Source organism: Paenarthrobacter sp. YIM B13468, from assembly GCF_042788025.1.
GTDB classification, from domain to species: Bacteria; Actinomycetota; Actinomycetes; order Actinomycetales; family Micrococcaceae; genus Arthrobacter; species Arthrobacter aromaticivorans.
The window spans coordinates 16,403-41,384 of record NZ_JBHZPI010000030.1 but is presented as its reverse complement, the minus strand read 5'-3'; the positions used below and the strand labels follow the sequence as shown (position 1 = coordinate 41,384).

Here is a 24,982-nt window from a genome sequence, read left to right as displayed (position 1 = left end):
GGGTACGCAGTGGGTAGTGTTCTGCATTCGGCGAAGCGCGCGAAGGAGTTGGTTTTCTTGAACGACGACGGCCTGACAGAGGCGGTACAGGAGGCCGGGGCTGTTGAGCTGCTGCTGGTCCGGCATGGAGAAAGCGAAGGCAACGTGGCCGCAACGGAAGCCCGGCTGGCGCGGGCTGAGGTCATTGACGTCCCCGCCAGGGACCCGGACGTCAACCTCTCGGATACCGGCCAGGATCAGGCCAAGGCACTGGGAACTGCGCTGTCCCGGATTGCGGAGGAGTTCCGTCCGGACACGGTGGTCTCCTCCCCCTATGCACGCGCCCTTCAGACAGCGGAAATTGCCGTTCAAACAGCTGGGTGGTCCCTGAAAGTCCACACGGATGAGCGCCTCCGCGACCGGGAATTGGGCATTTTGGACAGACTCACCCGCTTAGGCGTGGAAACGCGTTACCCCGATGAAGCCGAACGGCGCCTCTGGCTGGGCAAGCTGTACTACCGGCCACCGGGCGGTGAATCCTGGGCTGACGTGGCGCTTCGCCTGCGATCCGTCCTGGACGAGCTCAACAATCTGGGAAGAGGACACCGCGTAATGCTCGTTTGCCATGATGCAGTGATCCTGCTGGTCCGATACGTCCTGGAGGGCATGTCCGAGCGGGAGATCCTGGACCTCGCCGCCGGAACGACAGTCCTGAACGCATCGATAACCCGGTATGTGCGCCCCTCTGGTGCTGGACCGTGGACGCTCGAGAGCTTCAATGTGGCCGACCATCTCACTGAACAGGGAGTTACGGTCACCGAGCATGCCGGGGATGCCAGTGTCCACCCACAGTGATTTCAACGGCGCCACGGGCCCCACGCAAGTGACGCCATCCCTTCTGCGCGATTGGCCGCTGCCGGCTCCTGGCGAAGACAAATACTCACGCGGCGCTGTGTTGATCATCGGCGGTGCGCGGACTACTCCGGGCGCCACCGTCCTGGCTGGCATCGCCGCCCTCCGCGCGGGGGCCGGAAAGATTACGTTGGCAGTCGCCGAGTCCGTGGCGGTGCAGGTGGGAGTAGCACTCCCGGAGTGCGGGGCGGTGGGCTTGCCGGAGACTGCCGATGGGTCCGTTACCGGTGAGGGGCTGGACCTCATTTCAAGGTATTTGGAACGGGCAGACGCCGTGTTGGTCGGGCCTGGCTTGGATGATCCGGACCTGGCAGGGGAATTGCTCACCAGGTTGTTGGAGCGGGAGGAGCTCAGAGGCGAAGATCCTGCCATTGTCCTCGACGCCTTCGCCCTCGGCGGGCTGGTGAAGCTAAAGGGGACGCTGGAACCTTGGCGGGGCAGGTTGATCCTCACTCCCAACCCGACTGAGGCGGGAGTCCTGCTGGGACGGGACGTAGACCACTTGGAAACTGACGTGGCCGTTGTCGCCGAACAGTACGGCGCAGTGGTTAGCTGCCAGGGCGTGATCGCACGTCCACCTGGAGAAGGCCCTGGGGACCCTGAGCTGTGGAAGATCACCACCGGATACGGAGGCCTGGGTACCTCAGGCAGTGGAGACGTGCTGGCCGGTGCCATCACTGGCCTCCGGGCGCGTGGAACCAGCGGCGCACAGGCCGCCTGCTGGGGAACCCACCTCCACGCCGCCGCGGCCGACCGCTTGGCCAGCAAGCTGGGCCCGCTCGGGTTCCTTGCGCGCGAACTCGCCGACGAATTGCCCGCCCTGATGCTGGAGCTGAACACCTGAAAGTTATGCAGGTTTCAGGAGTTCATGCTCCATAACAGCGCTGCGGGAGAGCGTCTTGTACCCTTCCTGCTCGAACAAGACGGTGATGACGTCGTCCTCATGCCTCATCACCAAACCCGGGCCCCATTCCTTGTGAATCACAGCGGACTGCAGCGGGAATGGATCGCTTTCGCCAGCCCGCTGTTCATCTGAGCCGCGCTCTTCCTTTGTGCTGTGAACACCATTGCCGGTTTTGGAAGCAGCGGCGCACACATCACAATTGCCGCACGGCTCCGAAAGTTCCTCACCGAAATAGCCCAGCAGGAACTGCCGGCGGCAGCTGTCCGTCTCCGCATATGCGCGCATCATCGACAGCCGGGACTGGTCAACGCGTTGCCGGGCCTCGGCCAGTTCGACGGCGCGGGCCACCAGGGCGGATAGTTTGGCTTTGGATGCCAGGCGGATGCCGCGCTTGCCTGTGGTGACAGCGCCGGCTTCCTCCAACTGGTTGACGAGCCCGGTGAGGCGACGGACGGGGAATCCGGTCAGCTCCGCGAGCGCGCTCTTCGGGGCAGGAGCGCCTGCGGCTTTCAGGATCTTCAAAACTGCCAGGAGCGAATCCGGATCCGGTGAATGCGTGCCGAAGAACTTCCGCAGGCCGAGATCCTCTTCGCGGTAATACAGTGTGGCAGCAGCCGGTTTACCGTCGCGTCCGGAACGGCCGATTTCCTGGTAGTAGGCATCCAGGGACTCCGGAATGTCGGCATGGACGACGAATCGCACATTGGGTTTGTTGATACCCATGCCGAAAGCTGTTGTGGCAACCACGACGTCCAGCTGATCGTCCAGGAACTGCTCATGGATACGCTCCCTGTCAGAATCAGATCGACCTGCGTGGTACGCCTCCGCGCGGAGTCCTTCCTTTGCCAGTTTGGCGGCGTACTTTTCCGTGTCCTTGCGGGTGGCGGCGTACAGCAGCCCCCGCTCTCCCCCCTTGGCCAGGGAGGCAACCTGCTCCAGGACTGCTTTTCGCTTGCCTTTGTCTTCTTGATGGCGGACCACGTCAAGGCTGATGTTGGGCCGGTCAAAGCCTCGGACCAGGATCAGCGGGTCCTTCATGCCGAGTCGTTCCAGAATTTCATCGCGCACCGGAGGGGAGGCTGTGGCCGTAAGGGCCGCCACTGGAGGGCTTCCCAATCGTTCGCGGACATTTCCAAGATCGAGGTAGTCGGGGCGGAAATCATGGCCCCAGGAGGAGACGCAGTGGGCCTCGTCCACCACGAACATAGTGATGTCCAGTTTGGCGATCCGGTCCACAGTCTCCTGTTTTGCCAACTGCTCCGGGGCAAGAAACAGGAAAGTGGCTTTGCCGGACTCCGCTCCCTCCCAGGCGTCCTCCACTTCCGAGTCGCTACGGGAGGAGTTAATGGCGACGGCAACGCCGTCACCCAACTGCCCGTTCAGCCCATCCAACTGGTCCTCCTGCAAAGCAATCAAGGGAGAAACCACGACGGCGGGGCGCCCGGTTTGGTTGTAGAGGTACCTGGCTGCCACTTGGTAGGTGGCTGATTTGCCGTAACCAGTGGGCATGACCGCCAGGACGTCGCGGCCGCCTGCGAGCGCGTTCATGGCTGCGAGTTGGCCGGGGCGGAGCTTGGGAAGGGAAAAGGAAGACGCCGCAAGGGCGCCCAGGTCTGGATCATCGGACATTGGAAAACGGCTCCGCACAGTGGGTGTTGCGGCCGCCTGCTTCAGCCGAGGTAACCAGACTAACGCGGGCCGGGACCCGGCGTCGTGCGCTTCTTCCCTGCTTGTGGATAACTCTGGCCCCTACCGGGAGTCCGGCGTCATGGCGTCATCGCAGGTGTGGCGGTAGCTTTGGAATACTTTTCCTTCGAAGCGGGCGAGGTACCGGAGGTACCGCTGATGCAGGGCTTGTCTACAACCTTGGTTCTGATCGCTCTACTGGCTGTGGCGGCGCCCTTGGCGGTCCGCTTCCTTGACCGGGTGGTCAAAGTGCCCCTTGTGGTGTTCGAGATCGTCCTCGGAATCCTGTTGGGACCCAGCCTGTTGGGATGGATCGAATCTACGCAGTTCACGGATACACTGGCCGATTTCGGGCTGGCGATGCTCTTCTTCGTGGCCGGCAATGAGATTGATTTCGCCGATATCCGTGGCCGTCCCGCTATCCGTGCCACAGCAGGTTGGGTGATCTCGTTGGCCGCAGGCGTTGGCGCAGGCTTTCTGCTGGCCCCTACGCCGGAGGCCGCGGTCATCATCGGGGTGGCGCTGTGCTCCACGGCGTTGGGGGCACTGCTGCCCATCCTTCGCGATTCCGGTGAATCAAGATCACCGATGGGGATCGCCGTGACGGCATTGGGAGCAGCTGGCGAGTTTGGTCCCCTGATTGCAATCTCGCTGTTCTTCAGTGGCAGGCAGCTGGGACCGGCTACGGCGGTGCTTCTCGGATTTGTCTTCCTGGCTGGCATTGCGATTTTCCTGGCCTCCAAGGCGAGGCACACGCTCTTCCACTCGCAGGTCACCCGGACCCTCCACACCAGCGGCCAGTTCGCTGTCCGCTCCATCATGTTTATCCTTACCGTGCTCGTGGTGCTGAGCATGGTCCTGGGACTGGACATGTTGCTGGGGGCATTCGCCGCAGGCGTCCTTTGGAAAGTGGCCATTGCCCGTGCACCCGAACGGGACCGGAAGGTGATCGAAACCAAACTCGACGCCGTCGCGTTCGGGTTCCTTGTGCCCATCTTCTTCATCGATACCGGCATAGATTTCGATCTGGGCGCACTCACGTCCAGCCCCTCAGCCCTGGCAATGCTCCCGCTGTTCGTGATCCTCCTGCTGATCATCCGGGGCCTGCCATCGATGCTTGCTGCCCCGCCGAGGTCCACCTTCGCCGAGAAACGGGCAATCATGCTGTTCGGGGCAACAGGCCTGCCGATCATCGTTGCCGTCACAGCCATTGGCAGGGATCAGGGGTTCATTTCAAGCGGAATCTCATCGGCACTCGTCGGAGCGGGCATGCTCTCTGTGCTCCTGTTTCCGCTGCTGGCGCTTCGACAGGGTCAGCGTGGTGGCCGGAGGGCAGCGGAGGCCCGGGTCGCGCAAGAGGAAGTCCCTTAGGACAGCTCTCACCCGTCAACTCCAACCAGGTTTCATCGTCCGGGGCCTTTCGCCCCTACGGCACGGATGGGTCACGGCTGATACTGGGCATAGGCCTCTTTTCGGACCTAATGACGGAGCCGGTTCCACCGGTCACCATGAAAGGACACAACGATGGCACGATGCGACGTTTGCGGAAACGACGCTCCGAGGACTTTCACGGTCACGAGGGGTGACCAAAAGGGCACTTTCGACAGCTTCGAATGTGCCATCCACATGATGGCGCCGGCGTGCGAACATTGTGGCTGCCGGGTGTTGGGACACGGCGTCGAGACCGACGAAGGAATCTATTGCTGCGAGCATTGCGCGCGCGAAGCGGGAGCACAGCATCGGGAAAGACCCCATGCCAATACTGACCTCGTTGCTCCGGCCAGCCCACCGTCTGAAAGCCGGGAGGAATGACAGAAAACATCACCGTATGCCCGCACTGCGCTAAGCCAAACAGGGTTCCATCCAGCGCCAGCGGCCTGCCGCGATGCGGGCACTGCCATCAGCTGTTGCCTTGGATCGTTGCCGCCAGCGACGGAGACTTCGCCGAAGTCGCCGAAGGGGCAACTCTTCCGGTAATTGTCGACTTCTGGGCGGTCTGGTGCGGCCCGTGCCGGACAGTCAGCCCGGTGCTCGATCAATTGGCGCACGAACGGGCCGGAACGGTGAAACTCGTCAAAGTCGACGTGGACAACTCGCCCCATCTTGCCAGGCGTTTCGGCATTCAAGCGGTGCCCACGCTCATGATCCTGATAGGCGGAAAGGTCCTCGCCCGCCGCGCCGGGGCCGCACCGGCAGCAGCCCTGCGCTCATGGGTTGATGGCGTCGTTTCCCAAAATCGCATGGTCGGCAAGAATAGCTGAGTCTGCAGGATCGGCTCCGCGATGGACTGGGAAAGATGCGAATCCATCCGGGACTTTGTGCCCTGTTGAGTGACCCTGGCCGCAACGTTCGGCACGGTCGGGCTGTCCCTTCCGGCCACGCCACTCGAGCGCTGCCGCAACGGGCGACCCCGGCGGCCGGGGGCCTCGGTCATCGACGAGGACATGCTGGTCTTCCGGACAGGCAGACATTCGCCCCCTAAGCGCTTTGTCCTTCACTCCCAGTCAACGCTTACAAAGGTACGCACGAGCCGCCCGGTTCGAGCGCCGGTCGGTGCGGGGCTGCTTCAAGCATTCGTTTGTGGAGATAATGCCGTCAGGCGGCCGGCACGGGTTTCCGGAGGAAAAGACCTACGACCAACGCGGTCAGGAGGCACAGACCAGCGTTCACCCATATCGCCGTCGTTACGCCGCTCAGGACGGCCGGGGCCTCGTTGTTGCCGATGGAGAGAATCTGGGCAGTGAAGATGGCACTCATGATCGGGATACCCATGGTGATGCCGATCTGCTGGCTCATGGTTACCAGTCCGGTGGCCAAGCCTTGTTTTTCATTGGACAGGCCGGAGGTTGCGGTGACCATGAATCCGACGATGACGACAAGGTTGGCGACACCACCGATGAAGGTGGCCACTAGCAGCGGACCGATGGAGGCGGGATCGGCCCTGAGCAAGACGAGGGCACCGGTAGCGATCGCCTGGACGATGAATCCGTAGATGATGCCCTTCTTGTTGCCGATCCTGCCTATGACCTTTGGCCCGAGGATGCCACCAATCACGGTGCCGAGGCCAAGGACTGCGAAGGCCAAGCCGGCCCCGAGCGGGGTGTAGCCAAGCACCTGCTGCAGGTACAGGGTCAACAGGAATACCAGGGACGTTTCGGTTGCAAAGGCTAGGATGCCGGCAATGTTTCCCCATGCAACGGTAGAGCGCTTCAGAATCTCCAGCGGTACCAGCGGCGAGGTTGCCCTGCGTTCGACGGCCATGAACGCAACGACGAGCACGACTGCTACGGCGAGCGAGCCCAACGTCAGGGGATCAGTCCAGGAGTGTTCGGCAGCATGGGTAAGACCGAAGACCAAGGCCAGTAGACCCAGGGTCACCGTGATGGCGCCCGGAACGTCCAGTTTCAACCTGGTGGTGGGCTTGCTCTCGGCGAGAACGATGGGGGCGATAACCAGTACTGCGATAGACACCGGCGCGTTGACGAAAAACGCCCACCGCCAGCTGAGCAGGTCGGTCAAAAGCCCGCCGAGGATGGCGCCATTCGTGAAGCCCGCAGCCATCAGCGAGCCATTCAGGCCCAGCGCTTTATCCCGCAGAGGGCCCTCAGGGAAGGATGCCAGCAGCAACGACAGGGCGGCGGGAACAACGATGGCCGTCGCGGTGCCTTGGCCTACGCGAGCAATGAGCAGCAAGGCCGGGTCAGTAGCCAAGCCACCAGCGAGCGATGCTGCGCCCAGCAGGGCCATGCCGAAGATGAACATTTTGCGGCGGCCGACGACGTCCGCGACACGTCCGAACAACAGTGTCAGCCCGGCGGCGCAGAGGGCAAACGCCGTCGCGATCCACTGGAGGTTTTCCAAGCTGAATCCGACGTCGGCGCCGATGGCCGGGAGTGCGACACCGAGGATTGAGAAGTCAACGGCCAGGGTAAAGCTCGCCGCGAGCAGGACAATGAGTGCCAGCCGCTGTCGGCCTGTCATCCGTCCCGCCTGTGCAGTTGTCGGTTTCGCTTCGGTTGAAAGTGGGACACCTTGGCCCGTGGTGACATCCGGTTGAGTGGTCATGACGGCGATCCTTCTCTGGAGGGGGTAGCCGCCCGTTGGCGGCATCTTCACAACTCCACCGTCACGGAATGTCCCGGGAACAACCACACCCCCTCGTGCCTACCCCTGGCAGTGACAGGACAGGACCGGTGAACACCGGCAGAATGAGGCTCATGAGTAGTCACAGTGAACTTGGGGAGTTCCTTCGCGTTCGAAGAGCTGCCCTACAGCCTGAGGACGTTGGCCTTCTGAATTACGGTATCCGCCGCGTACCTGGCCTCCGCCGGGAGGAACTCGCCATGCTCGCCGGCGTTAGCAACACGTACTACACCCGACTGGAGCAGGGCCTGAGCAACAACGCCTCCGAGGCCGTCATCGAGTCCATCGCGCGCGCCCTCGACCTCAGCGCAGACGAGCGTGCGCACCTGTTCAATCTTGCCCGGTCCGGGACCACCAAGCGGCGCACCGTGACCAAGCCGGACAAGGTAAGACCTGGCATTCTGAGACTCATCCAGTCAATGTCCGACATACCCGCGGTCGTCCTTGGACGCCGGAGTGAAGTGCTGGCATGGAATGGGATGGGTCATCGGCTTGTGGCTGGTCATTTGGACTTCGCAGCGCCCAGGACGCCTTCAACGAGGCCCAACATGACGCGAATGTTGTTCCTCGACCGTCACACCCGTGAGCTTTACACACGCTGGCAAGAAGAAGCCACCCGCGCTGTAGCATCGCTGCGGCTGGTTGCCGGCCGCTCAGCTGATGATCAGGAACTGGCTTCGCTGGTAGGCGAGTTGACCGTGAACAGCGATGAGTTCGCCAATTTGTGGTCACGGCATCCTGTTGAGAACTGCATGTCCGGCCTCAAGCACATGCACCACCCCGAAGTAGGCCACCTGGAACTCAATTTCGAGGTCCTCACCCCGCCTGATGAATCCGGCCACCGCATCCTGATGTACACCGCCGATCCCGGGACCCCCGCGGCCGAAGCACTGCAACTGTTGCCTTCCAGCGACACTGGTTTGGGCGGGGAAGCAAGGTACGCAAGGGCCACGCAGACGTTCCAAGCAACGCTATGACTTCCCGGAAACAAAAGCCCCTCCAATCCGGGCAAAATCGCCGGAATGGAGGGGTTGGTGGAGCCCCCTGTCGGATTCGAACCGACGACCCCCGCTTTACAAGAGCGGTGCTCTGGCCAACTGAGCTAAGGAGGCATGCGCCGAAAACGACGCTAGATAAGGTTAGCCCAGACCCTCCCCCGCACGGAAATCACGAAGGTGGCCAGCCACCCCAGGTTGAACGCAAGGCCCAAACCCAGGGTGACCAGCCGCCGTCGAAAGTTCCTAAAACCTAGCCCTTGGCGTCAACTGCGGTCTGGATCTCAGCGTTCAGGTCCGTGGATCCGTCCCACTGCTTGCCGTCGATAAACACGGTGGGGGTTCCTGTGATGCCGATGGCTGCCGCCTCTTGCGTGGCAACCTTCACATACGGCCGGTACTGCTTGCTATCCACACAGGAGTCGATGTTCGCTGCGCCTACCTCCTTGGCCATGGCCTTGAGGTCGTTGTCCGAGATGCCGGCGCTGCCTTCGGCAGGCTGGCGTTCGAAGAGCAGGTTGAAGAAGTCGGCGTACTTCTCAGGGGAAGCGTTCACCACGCACGCTGCCGCATTTGCTGCGCGTGAGGAGTAGTTGGTGGTGGACTGCTGGTCCAGGAAGCCAAGGGGGCGGTACTCGAGGGAAATCTTGCCTTCATTGCGGAGTTTGGTGAGCGAATCACCATAGGTTGTCTCAAACCGCTTGCAGACCGGGCAGATGAAGTCGATGTAGGCGATCACCTTGACGGGCTTGCCGGCCTCGGGCTCCCCACCGGGAACAGTGACGGTTGCGGGCTTGGTTGCCGGAGCCGAAGGGACGTCTGCCACGTTCACGGAAGAGGCATCGGACTTTACGACGTCGGAGTTGGCCAGCAATGTTACGCCGCCGTGCACGTTGCCATTCGCGGGAGTAGGACCCTGGTCGGCGATCGGTGCGCTTTGCTGAATGCTGGTGGTCACTACCAGTGCGATAACGGCAAGGATCGCCACCACCGCCACCACGATGCCCCACCCGATCAGGAGCTTGTTGCGCTTTTCCTTTTTCAGCTGTGCTTCGCGGATTTCTCGCGCTTTCTCCCGTGCCTGGGCGGTGCGTTCAGCCTTGGAGAGGCGGGGTTCGTTTGCGGGGCTCATCAGTTCCTCGGATTACTCGACGTCGTAGTGCATAGCTAGGGCAACGGGGCCAGTTTACGGGAGCAAACTTGAAGATTCGGCGCACGCGCAAAGACCCGGTTGTTGAACGATCAACTGCCGCACATGATTCCGCCGGTAGGCTGGGAGGTGAGTCACAGCAACCCCAGGGAGCAGTAATGCAGGATTTGGCAAGCGAAAAACTCAAGACGGAAGACGGCGTTAGGGCCTCTCCCACCAGGAAGCCAACGGCGAGCAAGTTCGACTTCATGGTGGTATCCAACCGCCTGCCCGTTGACCGCTGCAGCACCGATGGCAACGGCGATGGTGGCGGAGGCTGGCGGCGCTCCCCGGGCGGCCTGGTTACCGCGCTTGCACCGATGATGACAAAGTCCGACGGCGCGTGGGTGGGCTGGCACGGAGCTCCGGATGAAACCGTGCGTCCTTTCAGCCACGAAGCGATGGATCTTGTCCCGGTCCAGCTAAGCAGCCACGACGTCGAGCTGTATTACGAGGGCTTCTCCAATGCGACCATCTGGCCGCTGTATCACGATGTCATCGCCCCACCGGAGTTCCACCGCACGTGGTGGGATTCGTACCGCCAGGTCAACAAGAAGTTCGCAGACGCCGTCATCCGCCATGCCGCGGACGGCGCAACTGTGTGGGTCCAGGACTACCAGCTCCAGCTGGTTCCGCGCATGCTCCGTGAGGCACGGCCGGATCTGAAAATCGGCTTCTTCAACCACATTCCTTTCCCGCCGCCGGAGATCTTCGCCCAGCTGCCTTGGCGCCGCGAGATCATTGATGGCCTGCTGGGTGCGGACCTGCTGGGCTTCCAGCGTCCCAGCGACGCCGGCAACTTCATGCGTTCTGCCCGCCGCTTCCTGGGCGCCAGCGTCAAGCAGCAACAAGTGCACGTAAAGGGCCCGGACGGCGAGGTCACCCACATTGCCCGGGCACAGGCCTTCCCTATTTCCATCGATGTCGACCAGATCCGGGAGTTGGCAGGGAGGCCGGACATCATCGAGAGGGCCAAGCAGATCCGCAAGGACCTGGGCAATCCGAAGACCATCCTTCTTGGCGTGGACCGCCTTGACTACACCAAGGGCATCGGCCACCGCCTGAAGGCCTTCGAGGAACTCCTGCGCGAAGGCAGCATCAAGGTGGAGGACGCCACCCTGATCCAGGTAGCGAGCCCCAGCCGGGAACGCGTGGAGCAGTACCGGCTTCTGCGTGAAGAAATCGAAGGCACCGTTGGCCATATCAATGGCACCTACGACACCATCCAGAACACTGCCGTCCGCTACCTGCACCACAGCTACCCCGTTGAGGAAATGGTGGCGCTGTACCTCGCCGCGGACGTCATGCTGGTCACGGCGCTGCGCGACGGCATGAACCTGGTGGCCAAGGAGTATGTGACGGCCCGTTCCGAGGACGACGGCGCGCTGGTCCTGAGTGAGTTCGCCGGCGCTGCCGACCAATTGAAGCAGGCGCTCCTGATCAACCCGCATGACATCGATGGCCTTAAGTCCGCCATTCTCCAGGCGGTTAACCTCTCCCCCAAGGAAGCCCGCCGCCGCATGAAGCTGATGCGCAAGCAGATCCTTGACCACGACGTCGATCATTGGTCAGCGGAGTTCCTGGCCGCCCTCGAGGAGAAGGTAGTGCGCGATGACAGCTGAGCAAACGCCCCTGTCTTTGTCCCCGGAACTGTTGGACGCCATTCGGCGTATCGCCGGCACGGAGCAACTCCTGGTGGCCTTGGATTTCGACGGCACCCTCTCCCCAATCGTGGACCATGCCGATGACGCCCGGCCCCTTCCGCGTTCGGCTGCGGCTTTGGAAGCCCTTGCTGAACTGCCGCGCACGACGACGGCACTTATCTCGGGACGCGCCTTGGACAGTTTGCGCCTGGTCGCCTCGCCTCCTGTGAACACGTTGCTGATTGGCAGCCACGGCGCGGAGGTATGGCTGGGCGAAGGGTCACTGGGCTTGGAGTTGGATGATGAACAACGTGCACGCCTCGCTTCAGTACGTGACTTCCTGGCCGGCATCGTCAACATCGCGCCGGGGACGTTGCTCGAGGACAAGCCCGCCGGAGTCGTCCTTCACACTCGGCTTGCCGACGACGACGTTGCCGAAGACGCGGTAGAGGCCGCCATGCGGGTTCTGCGTGAGCATCCCGGAGTGTACGTAAAGACCGGCAAACGCGTGCTGGAGACCTCCGTTGTCCATGCCTCCAAGGGCGAGGCAGTGGAGTTCCTCCGTCAAGCAACGGGCGCCACGGCCATTCTGTTCGCCGGCGATGACGTGACGGATGAGGACGCCCTGGGCAGGCTGATGGGCGAGGACGTCGGCATCAAAGTCGGCCTGGATTTCACGCAGGCAGAGTACCGGGTGGAAGCCCCGGTGCACGTTGCGGAACTGTTGGAAACGCTCCTGCGGGAGCGCCGCCGAGTCACGGCGGAAGCATAAGCCCCGTCACCGCGGAAGCATGGAGCGGGATCAACATCACATGTGACGTTCGTAACATTTAGGTAGTAAGTCCAAAAGTCTGACATACTCTTGGACGTGATGTGACGCACAGTACCGTGCGACGTCACACGATCCTCCCCGGCCAATGGCCGGGGAGTTCAACTGAAGAAAATGAACCATTCACAACGGATCGTCCGGCACGTACCTGCCGGTGAAGGGATTGATAACTGTGGCTACAGTTACTTTTGATAACGCTACGCGTCTGTACCCGGGCACAGATAAGCCCGCCGTCGATAAGCTCAACATCGACATCGCCGATGGCGAATTCCTGGTCCTCGTTGGACCTTCCGGTTGCGGTAAGTCCACCTCCCTGCGCATGCTCGCAGGACTTGAGGATGTGAACGCCGGCCGTATTCTGATCGGTGACCGCGACGTCACGGATGTTCCGCCGAAGGACCGCGACATCGCAATGGTCTTCCAGAACTACGCTCTTTACCCGCACATGACTGTTGCGGACAACATGGGCTTCGCGCTTAAGATCGCAGGCGTCTCCAAGGAAGAGCGCGCCGAGCGTGTTCGCGAAGCCGCCAAGCTTCTCGACCTCGAGCAGTACCTGGACCGCAAGCCGAAGGCACTCTCCGGCGGTCAGCGCCAGCGTGTTGCCATGGGCCGCGCAATCGTCCGTAACCCCCAGGTCTTCCTCATGGACGAGCCGCTGTCCAACCTTGACGCCAAGCTCCGTGTCCAGACCCGTACGCAGATCGCATCCCTGACCCGCCGCCTCGGCGTCACCACGGTTTACGTGACGCACGACCAGGTTGAGGCCATGACCATGGGTGACCGGGTCGCAGTCCTCAAGGACGGCCTGCTCCAGCAGGTTGACACCCCGCGCAACCTCTACGACCGCCCGCAGAACGTCTTCGTTGCCGGCTTCATTGGCTCCCCCGCCATGAACCTGCTGGAACTGCCGGTCGTCGACGGCGGCGTCCAGTTCGGTGGCACTGTTTACCCGGTCAAGCGCGACGTCCTCGAAGAAGCACACGGACAGACGGTCACCGTTGGTTCACGTCCGGAAGACCTCGAGACGGTCGGCCACGGCGAAGGCCTGCAGGTTGAGGTTGACGTCGTCGAAGAACTCGGCGCCGATGCCTACGTCTACGGCCACACCATCCTGGATGGCAAGAGCCACGACATCGTTGCCCGTGTTGACGGCCGCCGCCCCCCGATGAAGGGCGAGTCCATCTTCGTTCGTCCGCAGTCCGGCCACGTGCACCTGTTCGACACCAAGACGGGCCTGCGCCTGGGCGACTAATCCCCACCGGCACCTGAATCCGCATCGTGACAGCGGCCCGACCCTTCCCGGGTCGGGCCGCTCTCGCGTTAACCATTCTGCAGAAAGAACGGCATGAACACGACGGATAACCTGATCCCCCGGCCCGTACACGTCGCGCCATCGGACGGTCAGGCCTTCACGCTTGCGCCTACGGCACGGATCGCGGCAAGCCAGGCAGCTGTCCCGGTCGCGGAGCAGCTGGCGGTGCTGCTTCGCCGCGGCACAGGTTTCACTCTTCCCATCATCGAGACGGCCAATGCCGGCGACATCACCTTGGAGTTCGTTGAAACGCTCGACGGCGGTCCGGAAGCCTACCGGTTGACTGTCACCAATGCCGGTGCCCGCCTCGCGGCAACAACACCCGGGGGCCTCTTCAACGCAGTCCAAACACTCCGCCAGTTGCTCCCGCCTGCCGTTGAACACTCCCTCACAGGCGCGGACGATTCGAACACCATCAATTCGAACACCAGCACCGACGGCACCTGGGTGATTCCCGCCGTCGAGATCAATGACGCGCCCAGGTTCTCCTATCGCGGGCTCATGCTCGATGTCGCCCGGAACTTTTTCACGGTCGAAGAGGTGAAGCAGCAGATAGATGTCATGAGCCAGTTCAAGCTCAATGCCCTGCACCTGCACCTTACGGATGACCAGGGTTGGCGCATCGAGATCCAGGCGCCCGCGGAGAATCCGTCGGGCTTGGACTATGGGAACCTCACCGCTATTGGGGGCGCCGTGAACCACCCCGGTATCGGTCTCACTCCCGGGCACTCAGGTTTCTACACGCAGCAGGACTTCAGGGAGATCCAAGAATACGCCGCTGCGCGGAACATACTGATAGTGCCGGAGATCGACCTTCCCGGACACGTCAATGCGGCCTTGGCAGCGATCCCGCAGCTCAACCCGGACGGTATGGCCAAGCCCATGAATGCGACCGGCGAGGTCGGCTACTCCACCTTGGACGCAGCACTGCCTGCCACCTACGAGTTCGTTCGTGAAGTGCTGGGCCAACTCGCTGCCATGACGGATGGTCCGTACCTCCACATCGGTGGCGATGAAGCCCACGTCACCGGCCACGACAACTACGTCACCATGGTCCGGGAGTTTGCCCGGATCGGAGCGGAAACCGGCAAGACCGTGGTGGGTTGGAACGAATACGCCGGCGTCGAACTCCCGCAGGGGTCCGTGGTGCAGTACTGGTTCGGTGATTTCTCCCCGGTTGTCCAGCAGGCCGAAAGCGGCAGCTCCAAGGTCATCATGTCCCCGGCCGCGAACACCTATCTGGACCAAAAGTACGATTCCAGCAGCCCCATCGGCCTTGAGTGGGTGGACGGCGGGCCGTTCACGTGGTCCGAGTACTACCACTGGAATCCCGCCCAAGGCGGCCTGCAAGATGACAAGGTCCTTGGCGTCGAAGGCCCGCTGTGGACGGAGACCGTCCGCAACAACCAGCAGGCCTATTGGCTCCTGTACCCCAGGGCCGTTTCCTTGGCGGAAGTGGGCTGGTCGCCCCAGGACGCGCGGGACGTGGGTGACTTCCGACGTCGGCTTGGTGCCTTGGGTGAGCGCCTCGCAAGGCAGGGCGTCTCCTTCCAGGCAGCACCGGACATCCAGTGGTCCGCGATGCCCGAATATCCCTTTACCGCAGCAATGAACGCCAACACCGGCGAGTACGGAACAATTGAGGCATGAGCGAGCAAAACGGAGCCCAGTGGCACGACGAACCGACCGACTACGGGCAGATCGGCAAGCTCCCCAGGACTGAGGCGGCCAGCGCGCAGGACACAGCACCACCGGCCAGCGTCATCGGTTCCCTTAATATCACCGCCGCAGCAGCGGATCCGGAGCTGTTGGACCTGCCGTGGCACATTGCGCTTGAGGACTGGCCGGCCGAGAACCTCGCCGCCCTCCCCCGCGGTATCTCCCGGCACATCGTGCGTTTCGCGCACTTGGGTGGATCGGTCATTGCCATCAAGGAAACGTCCGAGCACGTTGCCCGCCACGAATACCACATGCTCCGCAAGCTTGCCCGGCTGGATGTTCCGTGCGTTGAGCCTGTGGCCGTCATCACCGGCCGGACCACGGCCGACGGCAAACCCCTGAACCCGGTGTTGGTCACCCGGCATTTGAAGTTCTCCATGCCCTACCGGGCACTTTTCTCGCAGATGCTGCGCAAGGACACCTTGACGCGCCTCATCGACGCGCAGGCGTTGCTGCTAGTCCGCTTGCACCTCATTGGCTTCTACTGGGGCGACGTCTCGCTTTCCAACACGCTGTTCCGTCGGGACGCCGGCGCGTTCGCTGCGTACCTTGTGGATGCCGAAACCGGCGAGCTTTACCCGGACCTGTCCATGGGCCAGCGCGAGTATGACCTGGAGATCGCCCGCGTCAACATCGCTGGTGAACTGATGGACCTCCTGGATGGCGGGCTCATCGAGGAAAAGGTCGATCCCGTGGCTACCAGTGAGCTCATCATGGACAGTTACCGCAGGCTATGGGCTGAGCTGACGGAAAAGGAATCCTTCGAACTCGGCGAGCGCTGGCGCGTGGGCGCCCGCATCCGCCGGCTCAACGAGCTCGGCTTCGACGTCGAGGAATATGCCATCAAGACCACGGCGGATGGTTCAACCATCCAGCTGCAGCCAAAAGTCGTCGACGCCGGCCACCACCAACGGCGCTTGCTGCGCCTCACCGGATTGGACGCCCAGGAGAACCAGGCACGCAGGCTCCTGAACGATATGGACCAGTTCAGGGCGGACAACAACCCTGACCTGGACGAGGAAATAAGCGCCCACGCATGGGTCAGCCAGATCTTCGAACCGATCGTGCGGTCTATTCCCCGGCACCTTGCCGGCAAGTTGGAACCAGCCGAAGTAGTGCACGAGGTCCTGGAGCACCGCTGGTACATGAGCCAGAAACAGGATCGCTACATCCCGCTGGCCGAGACTGTGCAGTCCTACCTGGACACTGTGCTGCAGCACCGCAGGGACGAGGCTGCCATCATGTTGAACCCTGACACCGAGCTGCTCAAGATCCTTGAAGTTGAGGTGGAGGAGTCAGGCCGGTACGACGAAGTGGACGAGTACCCGGACGCGGACGACTAACTCAGGGTTCCAGGGTCTCCGCGAGGCCTGCCAGCACGGGTTCCCGGCCGAGCTCAATGTGCGTGTACGCCAGCGAGTAGGCCAGGTCCGGCCGGCCTTTCAGGATGGCGTTGCACAGCTCTTTGTGTTCGTCCCGTTGGAGCTCGTTGCTGCGGTTGTGTGCCAATCCGAAGATCCATCGCATGCGGCCAAACAGCGGCTTCACGGACTCGATGAGCAGCCTGTTGCCGGAGAGACGTACGATTTCGGCGTGGAGCTCGGCACTGATCAGCGCGACGTCGTCTGCGCGGTCCTCGTCGATGGCGGCATTGGAAGCTTCCATCAGTTCCTCGAGCCGGCCACTGGAATGGCCTTCGGCAACGCGGGTGGCAGCCATCCTCGCGGCGAACGTTTCCAGGCAAAGGCGGACGTCGAAGAGCTCGTTCACGTCGGTGAGCGTGAGTTGCCGGACCACGGCGCCGCGGCGCGGGAAGGTTGCCACGAAACCGTCCTTCTCCAGGCGTTGGATGGCTTCGCGGACCGGGATCCGGGAGACGCCGTACATCTCGGACAGTTCCCGTTCGCGCAAACGCCCACCCTGTGCGAAGGTGCCCGTGACGATTCCCTCCAACACCAGTTGGTAGACGTGCTCCGCGCGGGCCTCGTCATCGCGGCCATTTCCGGTTTCCGGCATCGCCTCAGCCACTGTCAAACTTCCCTTCATGCCAGCGTCCGCTCCATTCGCCGGCCGGCGCCGGTCAGCGTTCCAACCGAGCATACACGGGTGGAAACAGCTCGTCGGAGGGGCGGTTCAGGCCATCCCTGAGTGCGTAGGCCTCACGCATCCTGGCGAAGAGTTCCTGGGCCTTTCCGCGCCAGTAGTCCAGGTCCACTCCCTCTATGAGGCCGTCGGCCATGATGGTCCGGCCGGCCACCACTGAAAGCACTGCCTGGCGTGCTGTTCCGTTGAGCGTGAGGGTCCTTAGTGGGTCCTCGTGAACGCCGTCGCGAATGTCTCCCAGGGAGAAGGCCACCATGTCTGCCTGCGCCCCGGGCTCCAACCGGCCGAGATCGATTCGTCGCAGTGCCCGGGCTCCTCCGAGCGTGGCGGCGTCGAAGTATCCGGCGAGGTCGCCGGCGTCGTTGCTGCCTGCCAGGATCTTGCCCAGCTGCACGCCTGCATCGATGCCCCGGACCAGGTCCGGCGGGAAGGAGTCGGTGCCCAGGGAGATGTTGATGCCGGCTGCTTTGTATGCGTTAAAGGAATCCAAGATGCTGCCATAGCGCATGGATGTCAGCGGGCAGTGGATGATGCTGGCGCCGCTGTCTGCCAGCCGGGCAAGGTCGCCGCGATCCTCTCCGAAAACGGCGGGGTTGCGGTCCGTGTAGGTAGCATGCGGGATCAGCAAGCGTTCGTTGAGCATCCCCACTTGGTCAAGGAGCTCCAGGGGCGTGACGCCATGCCGGTCCAGGATGAGTTCCCGTTCCACGAGGCCTTGGAGGGAGTGCAGGCGAACCAGGACGTCGTGCTCTTCTGAAGCCGCCGCCGTTGCTTTGAGCAGTTCGATGTCCAGGGTCTCGATGCGGCATGGGAGCAGGACACCGGTAATTAGCGGGTCGTTCAGCTCTGTCGCATGGTCAATGAAGCGCAATGCGTCCGCCAGCCCCTCACGGCCACGGCCGGCGTCGAACCTGACCGAGCGTTCGCCGTTCTTCAACACCACATTCACGCCCGAGCGGTATGCGGGCCCAAGGTAGCCACGCAAGCCGAGCCGTCGACTGGTCTCCGCCATCCCCACGAGTTCCTCAAAGGGCTCCGCCCACTCGGAATGGACCTCCGATGCAATGGGCATGTAGGTGGTGATGCCGTGCAGGATCAGTTGGATGAGTGCGTATTCGCGGATCTGTTGGCGTTCCTCAGCGGTAAAGACGTCCGCGCGGCGGTTGCGGAAATAGTCCTCGGACCATTGGTGCCCCTTTGCCTGCTCCGGCCCGGCCCAGCTGTCCAGGATGAGGTGGTCGATGTCGGTGAGGGCATCGAGGTCGATCAGCCCTGGCATCAGGAGTGCGTCACCCAGGTGATGTTCTTCCGTCACCGGCCCCGTGTAGTCATGGCCGACGTACTCAATGGTGTCGCCGCTGTAGACCACGCAGGCATCCTCCAGCAGCACGTGCTGCCCTTTGTTGTGCCCCAGGACGTAGCGGGCAGTTGCCTTTGTGGGCACGTGAACTCCTTTGTTCGAGCAAAATAGCTATCTGGTATTCCAAACAGTACATTATTTGTGATTTACATCGCATCGATCCTGATCTAGTCTAGTTTGGTATACAAGAATCGCGGAGTCAGCTCCCTGGATCATGAAACGAGCACAAGCGTTGACCCAGCTACAGTCCATCGAACCGAATACCGGCAGTCCGCCGCCCACTCCGGCAACCTCGCCTGAGGGCAAAGCAGCCGCACCCGCCGAGGCACGCTCCCTGCTCGCCACGGCGTGGATGAGGATCCGGCGGAGCAAGATCGCACTCCTGAGCCTGTGCGTCGTGGTGGCCATCATGCTGTTCGCCATCCTTGCCCCCGTACTCAGCGCGATGTCTGGCAATGACCCCTTCACGTCCAACACCAGCCCCGAGGTACTGGACGACTTCCAGACGCCTGGCCTGCCGCTTCCCGGCTATATGTATCCGTCCGCCGAACACTGGTTGGGCGTTGAGCCCGGCTTGGGTCGCGACCTTTTCGCCCGGCTCGCCTACGGTGGCCAGGTTTCCCTCACCATCGCCCTGTTGTCCACTGCCGTTTCCGTAGTTCTGGGAACAGTACTCGGTGCGGCTGCCGGCTACTTCGGTGGCAAGACCGACGCCGTCATCAGCCGCATCATGGACCTGTTCCTCGCATTCCCGCACCTTCTCCTGGTGCTCTCCCTGACGCCCATCCTGCAATCCCGGCTCCGGGATACACCGCTGGGCGCAGGCAGCTTCCTGCCCATGGCCTCCCTGGTGATCATCCTCGGATTCTTCGGGTGGGCCTACCTGGCCAGGATTGTCCGCGGCCAGGTCCTGAGCCTCCGGGAACGCGAGTTTGTGGAAGCGGCCCGCTCCTTCGGCGCCTCCCACTTGAGCGTCTTGTTCCGCCAGATCATCCCCAACGTCATGGGCGTAGTCCTGGTGTACGCCACCATGTTGATCCCCACCAACATTTCTGCTGAAGCAGCCCTTTCCTTCCTGGGCGTCGGCGTCAAGGACCCCACACCGTCGTGGGGCCAAATGCTGAACGCGGCGCAATCCGGCAACTGGTACCTCAGCGATCCGTGGTTCCTGGCTGTTCCGGGCGTCATGCTCATTGTCACCGTCCTGGCGTTCAACCTCCTGGGCGACGCCGTCCGGGACGCGCTGGACCCCAAGGCTTCCCGCCACTAACTTCCAACATCTCCCTCCACCCAACCCCTTCAAGAGGAGCATCATGAAAACCCCCACGAGAGCACTGGCGCTTTCCGTGCTGATTGCCATGGCCGCAACAGGCTGCGCCGCCGGCCAGAACCAGCCCGGCAACACCAAGTCCGCAGAATCGGTCACGGAGCTGGCACCCAACGTGGTCAAGACCGGCTTCAACACCAAGGGCGGCAACCTCAACGTCCTGATGTCCTCGGACTTCCAGACCCTGGATCCCGGCAACAGCAACTACGTCCAGACCGCCAATGTGGGCCAGCTGTACTACCGGACCCTGACCATGGCCAAGGAAACCGCAGGGCAACCCCCAACAGTGGTCCCTGACCTCGCAACGGACACCGGCAAAGTTTCCGACGATGGCCTCAGCTGGACGTTCACGCTCAAGGAAGGCGTGAAGTTTGAGGACGGAACACCCATCACCTCCGCCGATATCAAGTACGGCGTGGAACGCACCTTCGCGCAGGATGTCTTCACCCAGGCGCCGCAAGAGTTGAATTCAGCGCTCGACGCCGGCGGGTACAAGGGGCCGTACAAGGATCCTTCGGCGTCGCTTCAGGCGGTTGAAACGCCGGATGACCGAACGATCGTCTTCCATCTGAAAAAGCCGTTCGCAGAGTTCCCTGCACTGGCGTCCCGCTCCAACACGGCGCCTGTACCCAAGGCCAAGGACACCAAGCTGGACTACACCAACCATCCTGTGTCTTCGGGGCCATACATGGTGGAGTCCTACAACCGGGGCAAGTCGCTCAAACTGGTCCGCAACCCGCACTGGGACGCCGCCACGGACCCCAACCGCACCGCCCTTCCGGACACCTTCAGTTTCTCCCTCTCCACCTCGCAGGCAACCATCAGCCAGCAGCTGTTGGCTGACTCGGATCCAAATGCCATTACGCTCGATTCCAACGGCGCTCTGCAGACCTCGGATTCCGCCAAGCTGGCCGATGCCAAGGTCAAGGATCGCGTCGCCTCCGGCCTTCTGGGCTGCAACGATGTCCTCAGCCTGAACACGGAAAAGATCAAGGACCCGGACGTCCGCAAGGCAATCGCCCTGGCTTTGGACCGCCAATCAATCCTGGTGCAGTACGGCGGACGACGCTTTGGCGAGATCACGCAGAGCCCGCTCAACTCCAAGATGCGTGGTTACGTCGAGACGGAGCTGGAGCTGGATCCTGCGGGCAAGCCCAAGCTGGAGGAAGCCAAGAAGCTCCTTGAAGGCAAGGACTACCCCAAGACCCTCACGTACGGCTACGCCAACAATCGCGACGCCTTCAAGAACACCGGCACCGTAGTCCAGCAAAACCTCAAGGCCCTGGGCATCGATGTTGAGCTGGTGGCCATTCCGGCGCCGAACTACTACTCGGTCCTGGCCAGTGAACAGCTTCCGGACATGGGCCGCTCGGGCTGGTGCGGTGGCGCCGATCCGGCCTCCGTCCGTACTTCAGCAGACCCCTTGCTGGGACCAAACAACGAAGGCACCAGCTACGGCTTCTCCAACACGTCCCGCTACTTCGATCCCGTAGTTTCCAAGACGATGTTTGATCTGCGCAACACGGACGGCACTTCTGAAGAGCTTGGCAAGAAGTGGTCCGTGGCGTTCGGCACTGCCCTGAAGACGTATCCCATCGTCCCGCTCATCCGCAGCCACACCAACAGCGTGGTGGGATCCAACGTCCGCAACGCCCAGGTGGGCTACTTCTTCGGCGGCATCGACCTCTCGATCGTCGGCGTCGAGCACTAACCGGACTTCGACAACACATCGGCATAGTCCAGAAGGAGAAGCGGGCCGCCTGCTCCCAGCGGGCGGCCCGCAACCACCACCATGATGACTTTCATTCTTCGCAGGACCGGATCGTTGGTCCTGCTGCTCGCCGCAGTCAGTTTCATCACTTTCACGCTCTTCCAGCTTGGCCCCTCGGACCCCGCGGCCGCCGCCTGCGGACAGGAATGCACTCCTGAACGCGTGGCCGAGGCCCGCGTTGCCCTGGGCATGGACCAGCCCTTCTTTGTCCAGTACATCGACTACATGCGTGGCCTTTTCTCGCCCCGGATGATAGGTGCGCCCGGAGCCCAAACGCTGTGTGAATGGCCATGCTTGGGCAAGTCTTTCCAGACCAATGAGAGCGTTGCGGACATCATCGCCCGATCGCTCCCCTACACGTTCTCCATGGCCATTGGGGCACTCATCCTGTGGACCATCACCGGCGTCGGCTTGGGCCTTCTCGCCGCGCTGCGCAAGGGCTCGCCAGTGGACAAGTTCATCGTGGGCGCAGCGTCGGTGGGCGTATCGCTGCCCATCCCGGTTACGGGCCTGTTCCTGCTGCTTCTCTTCGTCAACCAGCTACACCTTCTGCCGTTCACAACCAACGAGATCAATAGCCCCTTTGGTCCACAGGGACCGGGCGCATGGGTGGCGAACTACCTGCTGCCATGGATCGCGTTGGCCGTGCTGTTCAGCGCCTCCTACATCCGTGTCACCCGGACCAACATGATCGAGACATTCGGCGAGGACTTCATCCGCACTGCCCGCGCCAAGGGCCTGGCACCACGGACCGTGACGTTCAAGCACGGCGTCCGCGCCGGGATCACACCTGTTGTCACCATGCTTGGCATGGACATCGGCTTGCTCCTGGGAGGCGCCGTCCTCACCGAGCAGATCTTCTCCGTCCCCGGCCTGGGCTTCACCGCCGTGCACGCCGCAATTTCGGGTGACCTGCCCGTCACCATGGCCATCACGATGCTGGCCGCGTTCTTCGTCATCGTAGCCAATGTTGTGGTGGACCTCGCCTATGCCGCCATCGATCCCCGAGTGAGGCTCCAATGACCCACACACCACTCACCCAACCGCTCTCCCGGCCTGCGCCGGATCACGGAGCGAGTGCCTTCCTGGACGTCCGCAACCTCTCCGTGAAGTTCCCCACGGACGACGGTCTGGTCTCTGCCGTAAACGGGATGGACTTCACCCTGGAGCGGGGCCAGACCCTTGGCATCGTCGGCGAGTCCGGCTCAGGAAAGTCCGTCACCAGCCAGGCCCTCATGGGCCTCCTGAAGGGCACCTCGGCCCAGGTCACCGGCCGGGCGATGTTCCAGGGCAAGGACCTGGTCACCCTCCCGGAATCTGCCATGCGCCAACTCCGCGGCCGCAACATCGGCATGATCTTCCAGGATCCGCTCTCGGCGCTGCACCCGTTCTACACTGTTGGGCACCAGATCGCGGAGGCTTATCTGGTCCACAACAAGGCCAGCAAAAAGCAGGCCCGGACAGCCGCCGTCGACATGCTCGGAAGGGTGGGTATCCCCAGTCCTGAGCAGCGCTTCGACGAATACCCGCACCACTTCTCCGGCGGAATGCGCCAAAGGGCCATGATCGCCATGGCACTGATCTGTGAACCGGAGCTGCTGATCGCCGACGAACCCACCACCGCGTTGGACGTAACAGTGCAAGCCCAGATTCTGGACCTCATGTCAGAGCTGCAGGAAGAAACCAATTCCGCGCTCATCCTCATCACGCACGATCTCGGCGTCGTGGCCGAAGTATGCGACGACGTCCTGGTGATGTACGGCGGACAGTGTGTCGAATCAGGTCCCGTGGATGAAATCTTCTACGACACCCAGCACCCCTACACTTTGGGCTTGCTCAATTCGATGCCCACCCTGAACGGCTCCGCGAGCCAGCTGAACCCCATACCCGGCCAGCCGCCGTCGCTCCTTGACCTGCCCAAGGGCTGCATCTTCAGCGCCCGTTGCCAGTACGCCGAACTGGTGGGCGACGGCGTCTGCGCCAAGCAGCGGCCTGAGTTAACGGTGGACGACGGGCATGGCAAGCGCTGCCATCTGAGCGGGCCGCAGATCATCACCATCCGGAATTCGCGTTAGGACCCGCCATGGAACATCACCCAATTCTCCAGGTAGAGAACCTCCAGAAGCACTTTCCGCTCAAGGGCGGCCTCCTGCCAGGGGCTCCAAAGCGATCGGTCAAAGCGGTCGACGGCGTCTCCTTCAGTCTCGCTCGAGGCCAGACTTTGGGACTCGTAGGTGAGTCCGGTTGCGGCAAATCGACCACTGGACGCATGCTCGCGCGGCTTATGGACCCGACCGGCGGGCGGATCATGGTGGATGGCGTCGACATCAGCCAGCTTCGCGGGCGGGACCTTTACAACTTCCGACGCAAAGTCCAAATGATCTTCCAAGACCCGTTCGCCTCCCTGAACCCGAGGCAGACAGTGGGTACAGCGATTGCAGCTCCCATGGTGGCGCAGAAGATCAATCCCCAGGGCGGCCTGAAGAACCGGGTCAAGGAACTCCTGGACCAAGTGGGGCTCAAACCTGAGCACTACAACCGGTTCCCGCACGAGTTCTCCGGTGGGCAGCGGCAACGCGTCGGAATTGCCCGGGCCATATCCCTGAACCCATCGGTAATTGTTTGTGACGAGCCCGTATCCGCCTTGGACGTCTCCGTTCAAGCCCAAGTGGTGAACCTGCTGCAGCAGATCCAGCGCGACACCGGAGTGTCCTACATCTTCATTGCCCACGACCTCTCCGTGGTCCGGCACATTTCCCATGAAGTCGCCGTGATGTACCTGGGCAAAATCGTGGAACAAGGACCCCGGGATGAGCTCTTCCGGAACCCTTTACACCCGTACACCAAGGCCTTGCTCTCTGCAGTGCCCCTGCCCGATCCCCGCGCAGCACGCGAGCAAGTGAAGATCCGGCTCCGGGGAGACCTCCCATCACCGGCCAATCCGCCCAGCGGCTGCGTCTTCCGGACCCGCTGCCCGCTTATCGGCACTCTTCCCGAGGAACAGCGCCAACGCTGCATCGACCAGATTCCCACACCTGCCCAGCCTGCTGCGCCCGCCTGCCACCACACAGGTGTGGCAGCAACGGTCCTGGCCGGCGTGCAATAGA

Annotated in this window: 20 protein-coding genes and 1 tRNA gene; 15 read left to right on the top strand and 6 right to left on the bottom strand. The window is 62.4% G+C overall.

The features are described 5' to 3' along the window. The first annotated feature begins 48 nt into the window (after positions 1–48). Together ACFX4T_RS22825 and ACFX4T_RS22820 are read left to right on the top strand one after the other, a co-directional pair. Complete coding sequence (locus tag ACFX4T_RS22825) at positions 49–834, top strand: histidine phosphatase family protein (protein ID WP_377654430.1); 786 nt, start codon at positions 49–51, stop codon at positions 832–834. Continuing rightward, positions 812–1,735, top strand: a complete 924-nt coding sequence (locus ACFX4T_RS22820; RefSeq protein ID WP_377654383.1) for an NAD(P)H-hydrate dehydratase — start codon at positions 812–814, stop codon at positions 1,733–1,735. The genes ACFX4T_RS22825 and ACFX4T_RS22820 overlap by 23 nt, the downstream gene beginning before the upstream one ends. A 3-nt stretch (positions 1,736–1,738) precedes the next feature. Here ACFX4T_RS22820 and ACFX4T_RS22815 read toward each other — a convergent pair whose 3' ends face one another. Then, positions 1,739–3,424, bottom strand: a complete 1,686-nt coding sequence (locus tag ACFX4T_RS22815; RefSeq protein ID WP_377654381.1) for a RecQ family ATP-dependent DNA helicase — start codon at positions 3,422–3,424, stop codon at positions 1,739–1,741. 168 nt (positions 3,425–3,592) lie between these two features. Between ACFX4T_RS22815 and ACFX4T_RS22810 the strand changes: the two genes are divergently transcribed. Continuing rightward, positions 3,593–4,852, top strand: coding sequence for a cation:proton antiporter (locus ACFX4T_RS22810; RefSeq protein WP_223948030.1), 1,260 nt, complete (start codon positions 3,593–3,595; stop codon positions 4,850–4,852). A gap of 437 nt (positions 4,853–5,289) precedes the next feature. Continuing rightward, on the top strand, positions 5,290–5,742 hold the full coding sequence (gene trxA / locus ACFX4T_RS22805) for a thioredoxin (protein ID WP_377654379.1): 453 nt from the start codon (positions 5,290–5,292) through the stop codon (positions 5,740–5,742). A 334-nt stretch (positions 5,743–6,076) separates the two neighbouring features. Here trxA and ACFX4T_RS22800 read toward each other — a convergent pair whose 3' ends face one another. Beyond that, positions 6,077–7,462, bottom strand: coding sequence for an MFS transporter (locus ACFX4T_RS22800; protein ID WP_377654428.1), 1,386 nt, complete (start codon positions 7,460–7,462; stop codon positions 6,077–6,079). Between the two features lie 236 nt (positions 7,463–7,698). Between ACFX4T_RS22800 and ACFX4T_RS22795 the strand changes: the two genes are divergently transcribed. Continuing rightward, positions 7,699–8,601, top strand: coding sequence for a helix-turn-helix transcriptional regulator (locus tag ACFX4T_RS22795; RefSeq protein ID WP_377654377.1), 903 nt, complete (start codon positions 7,699–7,701; stop codon positions 8,599–8,601). A 58-nt stretch (positions 8,602–8,659) separates the two neighbouring features. Here ACFX4T_RS22795 and ACFX4T_RS22790 read toward each other — a convergent pair. Then, a tRNA-Thr gene (locus ACFX4T_RS22790) sits at positions 8,660–8,736 on the bottom strand. 136 nt (positions 8,737–8,872) lie between these two features. Then, on the bottom strand, positions 8,873–9,751 hold the full coding sequence (locus ACFX4T_RS22785; protein ID WP_377654375.1) for a DsbA family protein: 879 nt from the start codon (positions 9,749–9,751) through the stop codon (positions 8,873–8,875). 176 nt (positions 9,752–9,927) lie between these two features. Here ACFX4T_RS22785 and ACFX4T_RS22780 point away from each other — a divergent pair, with 176 nt between their 5' ends. The 5 genes from ACFX4T_RS22780 to ACFX4T_RS22760 all read left to right on the top strand — a co-directional run bounded on the left by ACFX4T_RS22780 (position 9,928) and on the right by ACFX4T_RS22760 (position 16,657). After that, positions 9,928–11,430, top strand: coding sequence for a trehalose-6-phosphate synthase (locus ACFX4T_RS22780; RefSeq protein WP_377654373.1), 1,503 nt, complete (start codon positions 9,928–9,930; stop codon positions 11,428–11,430). Next, entirely contained in the window at positions 11,420–12,223 is an 804-nt protein-coding gene (otsB, locus tag ACFX4T_RS22775) for a trehalose-phosphatase (RefSeq protein ID WP_377654371.1), read from the top strand. The genes ACFX4T_RS22780 and otsB overlap by 11 nt, the downstream gene beginning before the upstream one ends. A gap of 229 nt (positions 12,224–12,452) precedes the next feature. Then, positions 12,453–13,535, top strand: coding sequence for an ABC transporter ATP-binding protein (locus ACFX4T_RS22770; RefSeq protein ID WP_216926955.1), 1,083 nt, complete (start codon positions 12,453–12,455; stop codon positions 13,533–13,535). A gap of 93 nt (positions 13,536–13,628) precedes the next feature. Then, positions 13,629–15,245 (top strand): beta-N-acetylhexosaminidase, encoded by a 1,617-nt coding sequence (locus ACFX4T_RS22765; protein ID WP_377654368.1) that lies wholly within the window; start codon positions 13,629–13,631, stop codon positions 15,243–15,245. Then, positions 15,242–16,657 (top strand): DUF4032 domain-containing protein, encoded by a 1,416-nt coding sequence (locus tag ACFX4T_RS22760; protein WP_216926953.1) that lies wholly within the window; start codon positions 15,242–15,244, stop codon positions 16,655–16,657. The genes ACFX4T_RS22765 and ACFX4T_RS22760 overlap by 4 nt, the downstream gene beginning before the upstream one ends. 1 nt (position 16,658) lies before the next feature. On the opposite strand, the gene ACFX4T_RS22755 is transcribed toward ACFX4T_RS22760, so the two are convergent. Together ACFX4T_RS22755 and ACFX4T_RS22750 are read right to left on the bottom strand one after the other, a co-directional pair. Further along, positions 16,659–17,360: a GntR family transcriptional regulator gene (locus ACFX4T_RS22755; protein ID WP_223948025.1), complete on the bottom strand. Its 702-nt coding sequence runs from the start codon at positions 17,358–17,360 to the stop codon at positions 16,659–16,661. Positions 17,361–17,394: 34 nt separating this feature from the next. Beyond that, a complete protein-coding gene (locus ACFX4T_RS22750; RefSeq protein WP_377654364.1) occupies positions 17,395–18,861 on the bottom strand; it encodes a chlorohydrolase family protein in 1,467 nt (488 codons plus the stop codon). Between the two features lie 130 nt (positions 18,862–18,991). Between ACFX4T_RS22750 and ACFX4T_RS22745 the strand changes: the two genes are divergently transcribed. The 5 genes from ACFX4T_RS22745 to ACFX4T_RS22725 all read left to right on the top strand — a co-directional run bounded on the left by ACFX4T_RS22745 (position 18,992) and on the right by ACFX4T_RS22725 (position 24,981). Beyond that, a complete protein-coding gene (locus tag ACFX4T_RS22745; RefSeq protein ID WP_377654362.1) occupies positions 18,992–20,047 on the top strand; it encodes an ABC transporter permease in 1,056 nt (351 codons plus the stop codon). Between the two features lie 43 nt (positions 20,048–20,090). Then, positions 20,091–21,815: an ABC transporter substrate-binding protein gene (locus ACFX4T_RS22740; protein WP_377654360.1), complete on the top strand. Its 1,725-nt coding sequence runs from the start codon at positions 20,091–20,093 to the stop codon at positions 21,813–21,815. 81 nt (positions 21,816–21,896) lie between these two features. Beyond that, positions 21,897–22,898 carry an ABC transporter permease gene (locus ACFX4T_RS22735; RefSeq protein WP_216926949.1) on the top strand — a complete coding sequence of 334 codons (1,002 nt, stop codon included), beginning with the start codon at positions 21,897–21,899 and terminating at the stop codon, positions 22,896–22,898. After that, a complete protein-coding gene (locus ACFX4T_RS22730) occupies positions 22,895–23,950 on the top strand; it encodes an ABC transporter ATP-binding protein (protein ID WP_377654357.1) in 1,056 nt (351 codons plus the stop codon). Before ACFX4T_RS22735 ends, ACFX4T_RS22730 begins: the two co-directional genes overlap by 4 nt. An 8-nt stretch (positions 23,951–23,958) precedes the next feature. Next, complete coding sequence (locus tag ACFX4T_RS22725; protein WP_377654355.1) at positions 23,959–24,981, top strand: ABC transporter ATP-binding protein; 1,023 nt, start codon at positions 23,959–23,961, stop codon at positions 24,979–24,981. Position 24,982: the final 1 nt, after the last annotated feature.